Genomic DNA, 15,072 nt, shown 5'->3' with positions numbered 1-15,072 from the left:
GTGTTACTTGATGTGTATGTTGTTGTCGCGTCTGTCGTACATTTCCGGTGTGGTGTGTAGACCGCCTGCGTAACCCGCTTCTTCCAAGGTTTCCCTCACATCACGAACGTCAGCAGCTGTGACTGGTGTTTGCTGGTCACCAAGGTGTTTGCGCACAAAGGTAATCAACTCTGCCAATCGAGCGTCAGAGAGGATGTCCTCAAAGCTTGCCATTGGCATGAAGTTACGTTCCGGGTCAATGTAAGTAGGTTGTAAGCCACGTACGGTTACCGCGATAGTGTTGAACGGGTCGCTGTGCATGATTATGCCGTTGTTCAAGAGCGTTGGTGCTATCGGATCTCGTCCTTTACCATCGTTACCATGGCATGCTCCACATGTTTGCTTGTAGGTGGCATAGATTGGCTCTTGGTAAGCCGCTTCATCAAACCCTTTAGGCTCCAAAGGAACTGCATCTGCGGCAATGAAGTTGTTTATGTCCCCATTGAGCAGATAGTAGGACATAGACTCAACGTCTTCGCGAGTCATTAAACTCAAACTGTTTTTGACCACGTCAGCCATCCCAGCAAAAGCAGTGCCTTTGTCTGAATGACCTGTGTGCAAGAAGTCGGTCAGTGTCTTTTCATCCCAACCGCCCACGTACAGCTCCGTAGACGTAATGTCAGGTGCATTCCAGCCGTCTATCAAGTTACCTTGGAAGATGCGCTCAGGAATCAATGCTTGCGCAATATTACGCGGCGTATGGCACTCTGAGCAGTGTCCTAAGCCAGCAACCCAGTATTTGCCTTTCTGCCACTTCTCTACATCATCCACCGTACCCTCAAGCTCTGAAGGTAGGCTGTAGTCGATAGGGTCGGTGTCCATAAAGACAATGTTCCAGCCAAGGAGACCAAGGCGAATGTTTGATGGGAACATCATGTGGTTTTCATCGTTACGACGCGCCACGGCAGGGATAGACTGCATGAACTCCCACAAATCCGTCATATCTTGTTCCGTGAGGTATTGATAAGAGGTGTAAGGCATCGCCGGGTACAAGTAACCATGTTTGCCTTTACCGTGTACTAGAGCATCACGGAAGTTGTCGTAATCGTATTCACCAATCCCTTCACTGGCGTGAGGCGTAATATTGGTCGAATAGATGGTGCCAAATGGTGTAACAAACGGTAGGCCGCCGGCAAAAGGTTCGCCACCTTCAGCACTGTGACAAGCCACGCAGTCCCCCGCGTGTGCCAGATATTCACCACGCTCGACAGATTGAGCGTTAAGTGCTGCAAGTTTCTGCTCTTCCTCTTCGCCGGCTTTGCGGATGTAGGCACCAATCGCGAGGATTTCGTGTTCTGAGAGTTGGTTTTCAAACGCTGGCATCAAGTTGTTCAAACCGTAATTGATGGTGTGTTGAATCTCTTCAATACTGCCGCCATGAAGCCATACACTGTCTGACAAATCAGGAACACCAGTTTGTTGATTGGCAAGTGAGCCATCGCCGTGACAAGAAGAACAGTATTGAGCGAATAGGTTTTTACCCAATTCGATCTTCACTTCAGGTACGTTGCTGTGGCGTTGATTGAGCGACGCAAGATAGTAAGAAATCTTGTCCACTTCGTCTTTTCTCATCACCTCAACCCAGCCGGGCATAGCACCGTTACGGCCTTTTGCGATGGAATGAATGATGGCCTCATCATCTCCGCCGTACATCCATTCTTTGTCGATAAGGTTAGGGAAGTGTTTTTGACCTTGTGCATTATCTCTATGGCAGGCTGCGCAATGGGTTTGAAATAACATACGACCGCTACGGACAATGTCGGCATCTTGCGCAAGTGCCGCCAAAGAGGTGTCGGTTACTTGGCTGAATTGCTGATCGAGTGTGGTTGATGGCGAGCTAAGTTTGTCGTCCGCTTGGTCATAATTCGCCAAGCCTTTCCACTCACCAAGCCCTGGATACAGAACCAAATAGCCTGCGGAGAGCAAAAACGCGACAGCGTAACTAATGAAGAGGAGCTTAGGTGGTGGCGCGTCCTTTTCATCGATCCCATCAAAAGAGGCGATGGTGTGGTCTTGGTCTGCTTTGTGGTTACTTCGCCAATACTTGACGATAACGCCCACCATCAGAACAAAGAAGACTATTGTGCAGGCAACGGCCCACCAGTTCCAGAATGTGCTCATGGTGCCACCTCCTGTGCTGTATCTTGACCAAGGCTTTGAAGATAGCGGATCAGCGCTTCGCCTTTGGTTTTACCGCGAACTTGTAAGCGCGCATCGGAAATTTCTTGGTCTGTGTATGGAACCCCTAATATGCGTAGTGTCTCCATCTTGTCGCCAATTGCATCGCCCGAGAGTGTTTGTTCGAACAGCCAAGGGTAGGCCGGCATTATGGACGTTGGAATGACCTGACGAGGATCGATGAGGTGTAATACATGCCATTGGTCAGAGTATTTACGGCCAAGGTTGGTCAAGTCCGGACCTGTGCGTTTTGAACCCCATAGGTTAGGGAATTCATAAATGTCATCTGATTCTTTGTTTGCACGACCATTACGTTTGGTTTCAGGCTCTAGAGGACGAACCATCTGCGTGTGGCAGACATGACACCCTTCACTGATGTAGATATCGCGACCCGCAAGCTCAATGGCGGTCAAAGGCTTGGCCAAGCTGCCTTTGGCGATATCGTCGGTGCGAAGAATATTCGGCACAACCCAAACCGCGAGTGAGAAGGAGGCCACAACCACCGTGGTGATGATCAAGATGACCACTGAGTGAGTAAAGTCTTTGCTCATCTTATGCCTCCTTTGCCACTAACACCGATGGAGAACGCACGGTTTTGTACAAGTTGAATGCCATCAGGAATAAGCCAAGTACAAAGAGTGCGCCCCCAAAGAACCGTAGGAACAACCATGGTGCTTTAAAGTTCATGGCTTCAATAAAGCTGTAAACCAGTTCGCCATTCTCGTTCTGAGTTAGCCACATGTAGCCTTCGCCAATGCCAGCAACCCACAGTGCGATGGCGTAAATCGCAACACCAGCATGCGCGAGCCAGAAATGCCATTTGATCAAACGCTTCGACCACAACTCGGTTTTGTTCCATAAACGAGGGATGAAGTAGTAGAACACCGCTATGCCAGACATGCCTACCCAACCTAAAGCACCGGAATGAACGTGGCCGATGACCCATTCTGTGTTGTGAGCGAGCATATTGAACCAACGAATCGCCAGTAGAGGCCCTTCAAATGTGGCCAAGCAGTAGTAAAGAATGGCCGAGAAGAAGAACAGGCAAATGTAGTCAGACTTGAGCTTCTCTTTGTTTTGAAGCAGCGTCATCGCACTGTTGAAAGCGCCAGCCCAAGATGGAAGCCAAAGAATGAGTGACATGATGATGCCGATGTTTTGCACCCAAATAGGTACCGATGAATAAACTAAATGGTGGGTACCAGCCCATGTGTAAAAACCAACCAAGCCCCAAAAGTGGATGACAGATAAACGGTAAGAGTAAATAGGACGGTCAGCGGCTTTTGGTATGAAGTAATAGTTCATACCAATCACACCAGCGGTAAGTAAGAAGCCCACGGCGTTGTGACCCCACCACCATTGTACAATGGCGTCTTGCGCTCCAGCGAAGACAGAATAGGACTTCATCAAAGAGACGGGCATGGCAAGGTTGTTCACGATGAAGATCATCGCAATCACAATGATAAAGGCGGCGAAGAACCAGTTGGCAACAAAGATATGGTCAACTTTTCTCTTCGCAATCGTGCCAAAGAACAACACGGCGTAGAGCACCCAGACTAAGACGATCAACAGGTCGATCGGCCACTCTAACTCAGCGTACTCTTTTGATGTGGTGTAGCCTGCGGGCAAACTGATTAACGCCAAAAAGAGTACCAGTTGCCAACCCCAGAACACCATCCAAGATAAGCTTTGGTTAAAGAGATTACAGCGTCCGGTGCGTTGAGCGATGTAGAGAGAGGTACCCATCAAAATGTTGACTACAAAGCCGTATATCACGCCGGAAGTGTGTAGCGGTCTGAGTCGACCGAATTGGAAGTATTGAGAATCGAAGTTGAGTACTGGCCAATACAACTGTGCCGCGAGGATCACACCAATGATCATCCCGACGATAGCCCAAACTAACGATGCCAACACAAAATACTTCACAACTTTGGTGTTGTATTGAGTTGCTGCTTGTTCCATAAGAACGCTCCTCGTTTAAGGTTGAGCTTCTTTGCCTAGCTGAGAGTAATAGTGGGCAATGTCTTCAATGTCTTGATCAGAAAGGGCGTCGGCTTGTTGTTGCATTAGCACCGCGAGACCACTGGTCCTCTCCCTTGCTTTGTAATCCTTGAGGGAAGAAATCAGATAGGTTTTGTTCTGCCCGCGTAAGTTTGGGTACGCATCAATGGTCGATATGCCATCGACACCATGACAAGTCATACAAACTTTCGCTTTTTCTTTGCCGACTTCGAATTGCTCATCACCTTCTGCAGCAAAGGTGAGGGGAGAGAAGCACACAGCGGCGACGAGAGCCGTCCTTAAAGCTGCGCTCATGTGTTGGGTGTTCTTTAATCTCATCACTGGTTCCCTAGTAATTTGAATGCGTGTTTCACTAACTTGGGCGCTGATATTCCAGATTTTCACTGTTATTGGTGGCGTGAATGCACTGGCGTATTTTTTATAGTTGTAGGTTAAAGAGTAAGCAGGTACTGGCAATATCGCTACGTACGAGCCGATTTAGTTGTGACTTTAATTACTAATACGAGTGAGGCTTGTGGATTGGACAAAATCAATCTCAATAAAACTAAAGTGAAAAGAATCGCTTAGCGATACACATGTCAAAAGTGGTGAGTTTTATTCAATTAGAAGCGTTAAGCGGCGGTTTTGGAAAGAAGGCGTGAAATTGAAAACCGCTCATGATTTGAGGCAAGAGCGGTTGTGAAAGAGAGAGTTATAAAAACAAACTAACGTCCACGGTACATCATCATGTCGTAGATATGAGTGATAGAAATTGGGTCAGCCTCGATGCTTCCGATGCGTAATGAAGAGACAAGATTAAACAACGAACCAAGCACCATTGGCGCGAGAATTAGTAGGGCGATCAGAATGAAAAAGAGTACGGTTGAGTGTCTCATAAAGCACCTCCTGTCGTCTGTTCTACTGTGTTTCGATTTTAGCATTTTGAACACCAACAGATGATGAGGTTATTCCGTATATTATTTGAGCTAAAACCTGATTGTGAGCGTTTTCGTTAACCACATAAACGACAAAAATAATGAAGGGATTTCACAGCAATTTACTCGATGAGAAGCATGTCACAATGTATACTGTGAGCGTTTCGCAAACGTTAACTTCTTCCAATCTAATTACACATCCTGTCAGCATTTGCGATGCAAATATAACTAGCTATCACGCATTAAAATCAATGATAAATAAACCCCTGACGAATCCCTCGCAGGGTCTTTTTTGTGAGTAATTATGTTTAACTCAGAACGCAAAGCTGCATTCGTGCTCGTCGCTACTACGATGATCGCGGCATTAGGGTGGATCTTCTCCAAAGAAACCATTCAAGGTCTTCCACCATTCGGGTTTATCGGTCTGCGATTCACCATCGCTTCACTGTGTTTGCTGCCCCTGTGTATCAAACCGCTTCGTGCTGCCAATAAGAAAGATATTTTTGCCGCGGCAGGTGTGGGTGTGCTTTTAGGTGGCGCACTGATGTGTTGGATCTACGCGATTTCAATCAGTGACACGCTGGGTGAGGGCGCATTCATCATGAGCCTTTCAATGCTGTTCGTACCCATTGTCGCGTGGATTATGTTTCGTCAAAGACCTCAGCGAATATTTTGGGTGTCACTACCGATCGCGATTCTTGGCCTAGGATGTTTGTCTTTGGCTGGTGGTTGGCAACAATCTAGCAGCCAACTTTGGTTCTTGGGCGCGGCTTTGATGCTCGCTTTGCACTTCAACGTAAACAGCAAGTATTCGCAAAAATTGCCTGTGTTGTTGCTAACGTGTATCCAGCTTTTTGTCACGGGCTTGATTGGTTTGCTGATTTCATCTTTGGTCGAAACGGTGCCAACAGAGGTAAGCACATCAATTTGGATTTGGTTTGCGTTGAGCACGCTTTTGGCAACCAGTCTACGTTACGTGATGCAAACCATGGGGCAGAAGTTTGTCCAAGCGGGTAACGCTGCACTGATTATGATCCTTGAACCCGTGTGGACTGTAATTCTGAGTGTGATTTGGTATGGCGAAGTACTGACCTCTAATAAACTCGTCGGTTGTGCGCTTATCTTATTCTCTTTGGTGATCTACCGAACTGGCGGTAAACTCCGCTTTCCAAAACGGGCGTAATTAAGTTTATAGAGCCAGCGATTTCACCCTCGTTGGCTTTTTATTCCTTTTCATTTTTAGGCAGGATGCTTTCCATGGCAAACACAGAACATCAAGAGACGCTGGATTCACTCGATAAAATCAGCGTGTGCTTGTATCGCTTTGGTATTACTTTGTTTGCAATGGCGCTGCTTGTTTTTTCGATTCTTATCTCTGATGCAATTTCTAGTTCACCGTTGGTTTACCAAACCTCAGTCATTGCGCTTTGTATGGCCGGTGCGTTGTCTGCCGCGAACGTTCACGTTTACAGCAAACACGTACGTGCCGTGATCAGTTGGGCGTCTTGGATTGGCTTGGTATTGATGGTGAGTGACTTGGAGTTTCAGCGCACTTGGTTAGGGCTTGGCTTTATCTTTGTGACCTTTTCGGGCATTGCGCTTAAAGAGTCTTTTTGCTTTAAAGTGCCAGGCTTAAAGATGGTGCCTGCGTTTCTCGCTGTCGCAACGTTTGCGTTATGGTTTAACCTTCCAATACTTGCTGCCATTACTATGTTGTTGGCTGGATTAGTCATGGGCTTTCTGTCTTTTGCTAAGTGGCGTATGCCGCTGCATTTTGATATCGGTATCAAAGCGAATTACGAGATCTAACGCTGCTTTAACGCCAGCGAGACTTTTGAGGTCGGCTGGAGGTTTAATTCTTCGCTGATCATCCATCCTGCTTTGGCGAGCAACTCCAAATCTACTCCTGTCTCGATTCCTAAGCCTTGGCAAAGGTAGAGCACATCTTCGGTAGCAACATTACCTGAAGCGCCATGAGCGTAAGGGCAGCCCCCAAGCCCTGCCACACTGCTATCGATGGTATTGATGCCCATCGTTAAGGCTTGGTAGATATTCGCCAACGCTTGTCCCCATGTGTCGTGAAAATGCACCGCGAGCTTATTGGTTGGGACTTTTACTTGCACGGCTTCTAACATTTTAGCGATGCGTATCGGCGTGCCTGTACCTATGGTGTCTCCAAGTGAAACCTCATAGCAGCCTAATTCCATCAGCAGGTTGGCGACTCTTGCGACTTGCTCGGGCTTGGTTGGTCCATCGTACGGGCAATCTGCCACGCAAGATAAGTAACCCCGAACGGGAATGTTATGCTTTGCTGCTAATTCCATTACCGGTTCAAAGCGGGTAAGACTATCTGCAATCGAGCAATTGATGTTGTGTTGGCAAAAGCCCTCCGATGAGGAGGTGAAGATGGCTACTTGGGTAGCGCCGGCTTCCAATGCTTTCTCAAAGCCTTGCACATTAGGCGTTAGTGCTGAGTAGATGACGTTGTGGCGGCGGGTGATTTTCTTCATCACATCGAGTGAATCCGCCATTTGAGGTACCCATTTAGGCGAGACAAAAGATCCTGCTTCAATATGGGTAAGTCCTGTATCCGAGAGCAGGTCGATTAAGCGGATCTTGGCTTGCGTGGACACCGGTGATTCGTTTTGCAGACCGTCTCTCGCACCTACTTCGACAATGTTTACCTTGTTTGGCAAATTCATTTCTTGCCCTTAGCTGGCTTGTTTATCCAACCCGGTTCTCGTTTCTCTAGAAAGGCTTGCAAGCCATCTTGTCCTTGCGGCGATACGCGAATGTCTGCGATAAGCTGGCTCGTGTATTGAATAAGCTGACCATCAATCGGATTTTGGTGGCATTGATGGCATAACGCTTTGGCTTTTCGCATCGCATCTGGGCTATTGAGCAGCAAAGAATCAATCAAGCTTTCTACTACGGCTTCGATTTTATCCAGCTTATGAACCTCATGCACAATGCCAAACTTTTCTGCTTTGTCTGCGTTAATCACTTCCGCGCTGAGTATGTAACGACGAGCTTGTCGGTTGCCCATTGCTCGCATGACATAAGGAGAGATGGTTGCTGGAACCAGTCCCAGTTTGACTTCACTCAAGCAGAAGTTCGCATTCTCCGCTGCGATTGCGATATCACAGCAACAGATCAAGCCCAATGCGCCACCAAAAGCGGAACCTTGCACAACCGCAATAGTAGGCTGAGGGAAAGCGTCCAATGTATGCATTAGACGCGCAAGGTTCTGCGCGTCTTCTAGGTTTTGCTTTCTGGTGCTACTTGCCATGGATTTCATCCAATTCAAATCAGCCCCAGAGGAGAAATGTTTGCCGTTTCCTCGAAGCACCAAGCATCGAACATCGGTACGCAAAGCGAGGTAATCCAGCCTGTGGATCAGCAGATCAATCATGCAAGCATCAAACGCATTGTGCTTCTCTGTGCGATTGAGCGTAAGCGTTGCGACGCCGAATTCATCGACGTTCCAAAGTACTTCATCTTGTCGTTGGGTATTGGGGATGATACTCGGTTGATGATCCTGCATGTGACGTCCTTTCTTCTCTACATTTCTACATTTCTACATTTCTACATTCTGAATATGCCAAAGTTGCTGTCAGGAATTGGCGCATTGAGCGCGGCTTTTAAGGCTTGAGCCAATACTTGACGTGTCTCTTTCGGGTCGATGATGCCGTCATCCCATAAACGTGCGCTGGCGTAGTAGGGATGCCCCTGAGACTCATACAAGTCTACGATAGATTCTCGGAATGCACTTTCTTCGGGCTCTGGCCATTCTTCACCTTGGCGTTTTTTCACTTCTCGACGCACTTGAGTGAGCACGCCTGCGGCTTGTTCTCCGCCCATTACCGAGATTCGTGCGTTTGGCCACATCCACATCATGGTTGGGTCATAAGCACGACCGCACATGCCGTAGTTGCCCGCACCGTAAGAGCCGCCAATAATCACGGTGAACTTGGGAACATCTGCACACGCAACTGCCATCACCAGTTTCGCGCCGTGTTTGGCAATGCCTTCTGCTTCAAGCTTTTTGCCCACCATAAACCCAGTGATATTTTGCAAAAACAGTAGGGGAATTTTGCGTTTGGCACACAACTCAATAAAGTGCGCGCCTTTCTGTGAGGACTCAGAAAACAAGATGCCGTTGTTCGCCACAATGCCAATCAGATGGCCGTGAATTCGTGCGAAGCCACATACTAAGGTCTTGCCATAAAGTGCTTTGAATTCATCGAAGTCTGAGTCATCAACCACACGAGCGATGATCTCTCTAACATCAAAAGACAAGCGCAGATTCGCATTGACGATGCCATACATCTCTTCGGCGTCGTAACGCGGTGGTAAAACCGGTTTGTCACTTTGAATGGGGAGTGATTGATTGGTATTGGAGACAGCTTCGCGAGCAAGCTGTAATGCATGTTGGTCGTTTTCTGCGTAATAATCGGCAACGCCAGACTTGCGACAATGCACGTCGGCACCGCCTAATTCTTCATCGGTGACGATTTCTCCCGTAGCGGCTTTTACTAGCGGTGGACCTGCCAAGAAGATGGTGCCTTGCTCTTTAACCATGATGGAAACGTCTGCCATCGCAGGTACATAAGCGCCGCCTGCGGTACAAAGCCCCATCACAACAGCGACTTGAGGAATGCCTTGCGCAGACATTCTGGCTTGGTTGAAGAAGATCCGCCCAAAGTGCTCTTTATCAGGAAAGACTTCAGATTGATGAGGAAGGTTCGCGCCACCAGAGTCCACCAAATAGACGCAAGGCAGTTGACAACGTTGGGCGATCTCTTGCGCGCGTAGATGCTTTTTCACGGTGAGCGGGTAGTAGGTGCCGCCTTTGACGGAAGGATCGTTGGCGATCACCATGCATTGAATACCTTCAATGGTGCCAATGCCCGCGACGACACCTGCGCATGGAATAGACTCTTCGTAGACGTTCCACGCGGCGAATTGTCCGACTTCAAGAAACTCGCTGCCTTCATCTAAAAGATGCATAACACGTTCACGAACGGGCAGTTTTCCTTTCAGACGTTGGCGGTCAATGGCTTTTTGTCCGCCACCTTGCTTGATGGCTTTAATATTGGCATTAAGGTTGTTTACCAACTCGGTCATGACCGCTTTATTCGACAAAAACAGCTCGTCGGTTGGCTTGGTTTTACTTTTAATGATTGCCATAGTGACTTCCTTGTCGGTGGGTTAGCGAGACTCTTCGAACAGCTCTCGTCCAATTAACATGCGGCGAATTTCAGATGTGCCAGCGCCAATCTCATACAGTTTGGCGTCGCGGAGTAAACGCCCGGTCGCGTATTCGTTGATGTAGCCATTGCCGCCTAAAAGTTGAATAGCATCGAGCGACATTTGTGTGGCAAGTTCGGCGCTGTAAAGGATCACGCCAGCGGCATCTTTACGTGTACATTCACCTCGGTCACAGGCGGCTGCAACAGCATAAACATAAGCTTTGGCAGCGTTCATTCGTGAATACATGTCAGCGAGCTTTCCTTGCACGAGTTGGAATTCACCGATGGATTTGCCGAACTGTTTGCGGTCATGAACATACGGAACCACTTCGTCCATACAGGCTTGCATGATGCCAAGTGGACCGGCTGCTAATACCACGCGTTCGTAATCCAAACCGCTCATCAACACTTCGACACCACGGTTTAGTTCTCCCAAAACATTCTCTTTTGGAACGACACAATTTTGGAACACCAATTCACAGGTATTGGAGCCGCGCATACCAAGTTTGTCGAGCTTCTGCGCATGGCTAAAGCCTTCAAACTCCCGCTCAATAATGAAAGCGGTGATGCCGCGAGATCCACTATTGGGAGCGGTTTTCGCGTAAACCACTAAGGTATCGGCATCAGGACCATTGGTAATCCACATTTTGTTGCCGTTCATCAGAAAGTGGTCACCTTTGTCTTCAGCTCGTAGCTGCATACTAACCACATCAGAACCTGAGTTCGGCTCACTCATGGCTAGTGCGCCGACGTGAGAACCATCGATGAGTTTAGGTAGGTACTTTTCTCGTTGAGCAGGGGAGCCATTGCGAAAGATTTGGTTAACACAAAGATTGGAATGTGCGCCGTAACTGAGTGCGACAGACGCCGAAGCTCGGCTGATCTCTTCCATCGCAACAACATGAGCAAGATAGCCCATGCCTGCACCGCCAAACTCTTCGTCGACGGTTACGCCGAGCAAACCCATTTCACCAAACTTGGACCACAAATGATTGGGGAATTGGTTGTCACGGTCGATGTCTGCGGCGATGGGGGCGATATGCTCGGTGGCAAACGCGTTGACGTGGTCTCGGAGCATATCGATGGTTTCACCAAGCCCAAAGTTGAGTGGGGTGTAGCTGCTTTTCATAACATTTCCCTGTTGAAAGTACTGCGGTTATTAGTACGGATAAGGTTCGAGTTACACTGCTTGGGCTTGGAAACTATGGTTGTTCTTGTTTGTTTTAGTCGTTATAAGTTTTTAGTTATTGGCTGTTAGTTTTATTGTCGCTTAGCGCTTGTTTGCATCGCTCTTTGGCGGTTTCTAGCTCGTTCATTACAACGCTAATATCATCCAGTTGCTGCTGTAAGTGCGCTTGTTTTTCATCAATGATGGTTAGCATTTTAAGGAGCTGACCATCGCTTTGTTGGGTATCGTACAGCTCGAACAATTCCCGAATTTCTGCAAGCGAAAAGCCCAATCGCTTTCCACGTAAAATCAACTTGAGGCGGATCTTATCTCTGCGTTGGTATACGCGAATGTTGCCTTTTCGTTCCGGCTCTATCAGCCCCACATCCTCATAAAAACGAATGCTTCGGGTCGTGATGTCGAACTCTTTGGCGAGGTCACTTATCTTGAATTTATCCACTCGGTTTTTCCCTCTAATGAATAGTTTTGGCTTCTTAAAATCCCTTCAAGCCTTGAACTAAACGGGCTAGCTAAAAGCATGAGAGTAAATTTGTGTTGTTATTAATGTGTTTCTTTACGTTAACGTAAATGTTAGTGCTATGCTTACGTAAACGTCAAGAAATCACAGTGCGAAAATTCATCGTTTTATGAGAGGCTGGAGTGACACCACATTCTGTGTGAAAGCTCCGTGGTAGCAGGTGTGAGGGATGAGTTTGTGAACTGTGAATTATCGTCAGAAGGGACGAGATCATGGGAAACGACATCTGGATTGTCAGTGCAAAGCGAACGCCAATCGGGCGCTTTCAAGGTCAGTTACAAGGTTATTCAGCGCCTCAATTAGGGGCATTTGCTATCAAAGCGGCAATGGATGCGAGCGGCGTTAACGAAGTCGACGAAGTCTATATGGGCTGCGTATTACCTGCGGGGTGCGGACAAGCACCAGCCAGACAAGCAGCGCTAGGTGCAGATCTTCCACTGACGACAGGCTGTACCACCATCAACAAAGTGTGTGGCTCTGGCATGAAAAGCGTCATGCTGGCTCACGACCTTATCAAAGCGGGCAGCATTCGCAGTGCCATCGCTGGTGGTATGGAAAGCATGACAAATGCGCCGTATCTGCTTAAAGAAGCGCGTAACGGCATGCGAATGGGTCACCAATCTACTCACGACCACATGTTTCTCGACGGTCTTCAAGATGCGTATGAAGGGCACTTGATGGGAGTCTATGCGCAGCAAACGGCTGACCGCTCTGAGTTTACTCGTGAACAAATGGATGAATGGGCAATCCTATCCGCGACAAGAGCATTGGAAGCGCAAGAGCAGCGTCTGTTTGACGACGAAATCTCGCCGATAGAAATCACGACTCGTCATAGCACTTCAACATTGGATTATGACGAGCATCCGCGCTCCATCAAGCTCGACAAGATCCCCCAACTCAAACCCGCGTTCGATAAGAACGGCTCGGTGACGGCTGCAAACTCAAGTGCGATATCCGATGGTGCTGCAGCCTTGGTGTTAATGGACTCGCAGGTGGCACAGCATCAAGGTTTAACGCCATTAGCAATCATCAAAGGACACTCAACCCATGCCAGAAAGCCTGCCGAATTTACCCTCGCGCCAGTATTTGCAATAGAGCAGTTGTTATCTCAACTCGATTGGTCAGTAGACGAGGTTGATCTTTGGGAGATCAACGAAGCGTTCGCCGTTGTCACGCAAATCGCGGTACGCCAATTAGGCATCGATAAAGACAAAGTAAACATCAAAGGCGGCGCGTGTGCGCTTGGGCATCCAATTGGCGCAAGTGGCGCTCGTATTTTTGTGACCCTCATTCATAGCCTGCGCCAACTGCAATCGCTTGGTGTAGATGGTGACAACAACAATAAAAAAGTGATGCGAGGTGTTGCATCACTTTGTATCGGTGGTGGTGAAGCCACTGCTATTGGTATCGAGATACCGCTTTAATTCCAATTACGACAAACGTTAACAAAGGACTAGATTATGACTCGCACGGTTCCCTTATTCATCGATGGTGAGTTTCGTGAATCTCAAGCAACGGATTGGGTAGAAGTGACAAACCCTGCCACCAGTGACGTGATTGCGCGCTTGCCATGCGCAACGGATGAAGAGATGCACGCGGCAATTGAGAGTGCAAAAGCCACTTTTACCTGTTGGAAAGATGTCGCCGTGTCTGAGCGTGCGCGTTTAATGCTGCGCTACCAACATCTACTCAAAGAACATCATGATGAATTGGCGACGTTACTTTCTCACGAGACGGGCAAGATCTTTGCGGATGCAAAAGGGGATGTGTGGCGTGGTATCGAAGTCGTCGAGCAAGCTGCCAACATCGCCAGTAACATGATGGGAGAAACCGTCGAGAACGTTGCGACCGATATCGACAGCTATTCGCTGATTCAACCGCTTGGGGTGTGCTGCGGTATTACGCCGTTTAACTTCCCTGCCATGATCCCTTTGTGGATGTTCCCAATCGCGATTGCGAGCGGAAATACCTTTGTCCTTAAACCTTCTGAGCAAGTGCCTCTCACGTCCATTCGCTTGGCTGAGTTGTTTGAAGAAGCGGGTGCGCCAAAAGGTGTGCTGCAAATCGTGCACGGTCGTAAAGAGCAGGTCGACTTGTTGCTGAAGCATCCCGATATCCAAGCCGTTTCTTTCGTTGGTTCTGTTCCTGTAGCGCAATACATTTACACCACAGGCACACAGAACTTCAAGCGTGTTCAAGCCTTTGCTGGCGCGAAAAATCACATGGTAGTAATGCCAGATGCGAACAAAAACCAAGTGGTGAACAACTTAGTTGGCTCTTCGGTTGGTGCGGCAGGGCAACGTTGTATGGCGATATCCGTCGCTGTGTTTGTAGGCAGTTCGAAAGAGTGGATTGCCGATTTAAAACAAGAAATGGCGAAAGTGCATCCGGGTGCTTGGGATGACGAGAATGCCGCGTATGGTCCTTTGATCAGCGCACAAGCAAAACAGCGTGTGCTCGGTTTGATTGAAGAAGGCAAACAACAGGGTGCGGTGTGTGAACTTGATGGTAGCCAATGCAAAGTCGAAGGCTTCCCAGAGGGTAACTGGGTTGGTCCAACCTTATTCAGTGGCGTCACCACCGAGATGTCGATTTACACCCAAGAAATCTTCGGACCTGTTTTGGTGTGTATTGAGGTCGACACGTTACAAGAAGCGATAGATCTCGTAAATCGCAACCCATACGGCAACGGCTCTTCCATCTTCACTGCGAATGGTGCGGCGGCGAGAAAGTATCAACATGAGATTCAAGTCGGTCAGGTAGGTGTGAACGTTCCAATTCCTGTGCCTTTGCCATTCTTCTCGTTTACGGGCTGGCGCGGCAGCTTTTACGGTGATTTGCACGCCTACGGCAAACAAGCGGTGCGCTTCTACACCGAGACCAAAACCGTGACGGCACGTTGGTTTGATGACGATATCCCAACCGGTCCAAACCTCACCATTAACTTGCGCTAACGAAGTA

14 protein-coding genes are annotated in these 15,072 nt (G+C 48.3%); 4 read left to right on the top strand and 10 right to left on the bottom strand.

Features of this window, described 5'->3' with window-relative positions; all coding sequences use genetic code 11:
• Positions 1-3 precede the first annotated feature (3 nt).
• The 5 genes from VCHENC03_RS21800 to VCHENC03_RS27705 form a co-directional block, all read right to left on the bottom strand.
• A complete protein-coding gene (locus tag VCHENC03_RS21800) occupies positions 4-2,160 on the bottom strand; it encodes a c-type cytochrome (RefSeq protein WP_009704667.1) in 2,157 nt (718 codons plus the stop codon).
• On the bottom strand, positions 2,157-2,768 hold the full coding sequence (locus VCHENC03_RS21805) for a cbb3-type cytochrome c oxidase subunit II (protein ID WP_009704666.1): 612 nt from the start codon (positions 2,766-2,768) through the stop codon (positions 2,157-2,159). The genes VCHENC03_RS21800 and VCHENC03_RS21805 overlap by 4 nt, the downstream gene beginning before the upstream one ends.
• A 1-nt stretch (position 2,769) precedes the next feature.
• Positions 2,770-4,179, bottom strand: a complete 1,410-nt coding sequence (gene ccoN / locus VCHENC03_RS21810) for a cytochrome-c oxidase, cbb3-type subunit I (RefSeq protein ID WP_005440667.1) — start codon at positions 4,177-4,179, stop codon at positions 2,770-2,772.
• Between the two features lie 15 nt (positions 4,180-4,194).
• Positions 4,195-4,557 carry a c-type cytochrome gene (locus VCHENC03_RS21815; RefSeq protein ID WP_009704665.1) on the bottom strand — a complete coding sequence of 121 codons (363 nt, stop codon included), beginning with the start codon at positions 4,555-4,557 and terminating at the stop codon, positions 4,195-4,197.
• Between the two features lie 386 nt (positions 4,558-4,943).
• Positions 4,944-5,114, bottom strand: a complete 171-nt coding sequence (locus tag VCHENC03_RS27705) for a hypothetical protein (RefSeq protein WP_009704664.1) — start codon at positions 5,112-5,114, stop codon at positions 4,944-4,946.
• A 343-nt stretch (positions 5,115-5,457) separates the two neighbouring features.
• On the opposite strand from VCHENC03_RS27705, the gene VCHENC03_RS21820 reads away from it, so the two are divergent.
• Both VCHENC03_RS21820 and VCHENC03_RS21825 read left to right on the top strand, forming a co-directional pair.
• Positions 5,458-6,336 (top strand): DMT family transporter, encoded by an 879-nt coding sequence (locus tag VCHENC03_RS21820; RefSeq protein ID WP_005440674.1) that lies wholly within the window; start codon positions 5,458-5,460, stop codon positions 6,334-6,336.
• 74 nt (positions 6,337-6,410) lie between these two features.
• The gene (locus VCHENC03_RS21825) at positions 6,411-6,962 is read left to right on the top strand and encodes a DUF2301 domain-containing membrane protein (protein WP_009704663.1); all 552 of its coding nucleotides are present in this window, start codon (positions 6,411-6,413) and stop codon (positions 6,960-6,962) included.
• Here VCHENC03_RS21825 and VCHENC03_RS21830 read toward each other — a convergent pair.
• The 5 genes from VCHENC03_RS21830 to VCHENC03_RS21850 form a co-directional block, all read right to left on the bottom strand.
• Positions 6,959-7,855, bottom strand: coding sequence for a hydroxymethylglutaryl-CoA lyase (locus tag VCHENC03_RS21830; protein ID WP_009704662.1), 897 nt, complete (start codon positions 7,853-7,855; stop codon positions 6,959-6,961). The two genes, VCHENC03_RS21825 and VCHENC03_RS21830, sit on opposite strands and share 4 nt — an antisense overlap.
• Positions 7,852-8,697, bottom strand: a complete 846-nt coding sequence (locus VCHENC03_RS21835; RefSeq protein WP_009704661.1) for an enoyl-CoA hydratase-related protein — start codon at positions 8,695-8,697, stop codon at positions 7,852-7,854. The genes VCHENC03_RS21830 and VCHENC03_RS21835 overlap by 4 nt, the downstream gene beginning before the upstream one ends.
• A 41-nt stretch (positions 8,698-8,738) precedes the next feature.
• Positions 8,739-10,343 carry a carboxyl transferase domain-containing protein gene (locus VCHENC03_RS21840; RefSeq protein ID WP_009704660.1) on the bottom strand — a complete coding sequence of 535 codons (1,605 nt, stop codon included), beginning with the start codon at positions 10,341-10,343 and terminating at the stop codon, positions 8,739-8,741.
• Positions 10,344-10,364: 21 nt separating this feature from the next.
• The gene (locus VCHENC03_RS21845) at positions 10,365-11,534 is read right to left on the bottom strand and encodes an isovaleryl-CoA dehydrogenase (protein ID WP_009704659.1); all 1,170 of its coding nucleotides are present in this window, start codon (positions 11,532-11,534) and stop codon (positions 10,365-10,367) included.
• Positions 11,535-11,649: 115 nt separating this feature from the next.
• On the bottom strand, positions 11,650-12,033 hold the full coding sequence (locus tag VCHENC03_RS21850; protein ID WP_009704658.1) for a MerR family transcriptional regulator: 384 nt from the start codon (positions 12,031-12,033) through the stop codon (positions 11,650-11,652).
• Between the two features lie 290 nt (positions 12,034-12,323).
• On the opposite strand from VCHENC03_RS21850, the gene VCHENC03_RS21855 reads away from it, so the two are divergent.
• Positions 12,324-13,535, top strand: a complete 1,212-nt coding sequence (locus VCHENC03_RS21855; RefSeq protein WP_009704657.1) for a thiolase family protein — start codon at positions 12,324-12,326, stop codon at positions 13,533-13,535.
• 36 nt (positions 13,536-13,571) lie between these two features.
• Entirely contained in the window at positions 13,572-15,065 is a 1,494-nt protein-coding gene (locus VCHENC03_RS21860; RefSeq protein ID WP_009704656.1) for a CoA-acylating methylmalonate-semialdehyde dehydrogenase, read from the top strand.
• Positions 15,066-15,072 lie beyond the last annotated feature (7 nt).

Origin of the sequence: Vibrio sp. HENC-03, assembly GCF_000305755.2 — a bacterium.
Classification (GTDB): Bacteria; Pseudomonadota; Gammaproteobacteria; order Enterobacterales; family Vibrionaceae; genus Vibrio; species Vibrio owensii.
Note: the sequence above shows the minus strand (reverse complement) of the source record. Positions and strands in the feature narration are given on the sequence as shown.

Coding starts and splice junctions, on each gene's coding strand:
- VCHENC03_RS21845 (WP_009704659.1), bottom strand. CDS start 11,534: ATGAAAAGCAGCTACACCCCACTCAACTTTGGGCTTGGTGAAACCATC.
- VCHENC03_RS21830 (WP_009704662.1), bottom strand. CDS start 7,855: ATGAATTTGCCAAACAAGGTAAACATTGTCGAAGTAGGTGCGAGAGAC.
- VCHENC03_RS21820 (WP_005440674.1), top strand. CDS start 5,458: ATGTTTAACTCAGAACGCAAAGCTGCATTCGTGCTCGTCGCTACTACG.
- VCHENC03_RS21840 (WP_009704660.1), bottom strand. CDS start 10,343: ATGGCAATCATTAAAAGTAAAACCAAGCCAACCGACGAGCTGTTTTTG.
- VCHENC03_RS21855 (WP_009704657.1), top strand. CDS start 12,324: ATGGGAAACGACATCTGGATTGTCAGTGCAAAGCGAACGCCAATCGGG.
- VCHENC03_RS21825 (WP_009704663.1), top strand. CDS start 6,411: ATGGCAAACACAGAACATCAAGAGACGCTGGATTCACTCGATAAAATC.
- VCHENC03_RS21800 (WP_009704667.1), bottom strand. CDS start 2,160: ATGAGCACATTCTGGAACTGGTGGGCCGTTGCCTGCACAATAGTCTTC.
- VCHENC03_RS21860 (WP_009704656.1), top strand. CDS start 13,572: ATGACTCGCACGGTTCCCTTATTCATCGATGGTGAGTTTCGTGAATCT.
- VCHENC03_RS21805 (WP_009704666.1), bottom strand. CDS start 2,768: ATGAGCAAAGACTTTACTCACTCAGTGGTCATCTTGATCATCACCACG.
- ccoN (WP_005440667.1), bottom strand. CDS start 4,179: ATGGAACAAGCAGCAACTCAATACAACACCAAAGTTGTGAAGTATTTT.
- VCHENC03_RS21835 (WP_009704661.1), bottom strand. CDS start 8,697: ATGCAGGATCATCAACCGAGTATCATCCCCAATACCCAACGACAAGAT.
- VCHENC03_RS27705 (WP_009704664.1), bottom strand. CDS start 5,114: ATGAGACACTCAACCGTACTCTTTTTCATTCTGATCGCCCTACTAATT.
- VCHENC03_RS21815 (WP_009704665.1), bottom strand. CDS start 4,557: ATGAGATTAAAGAACACCCAACACATGAGCGCAGCTTTAAGGACGGCT.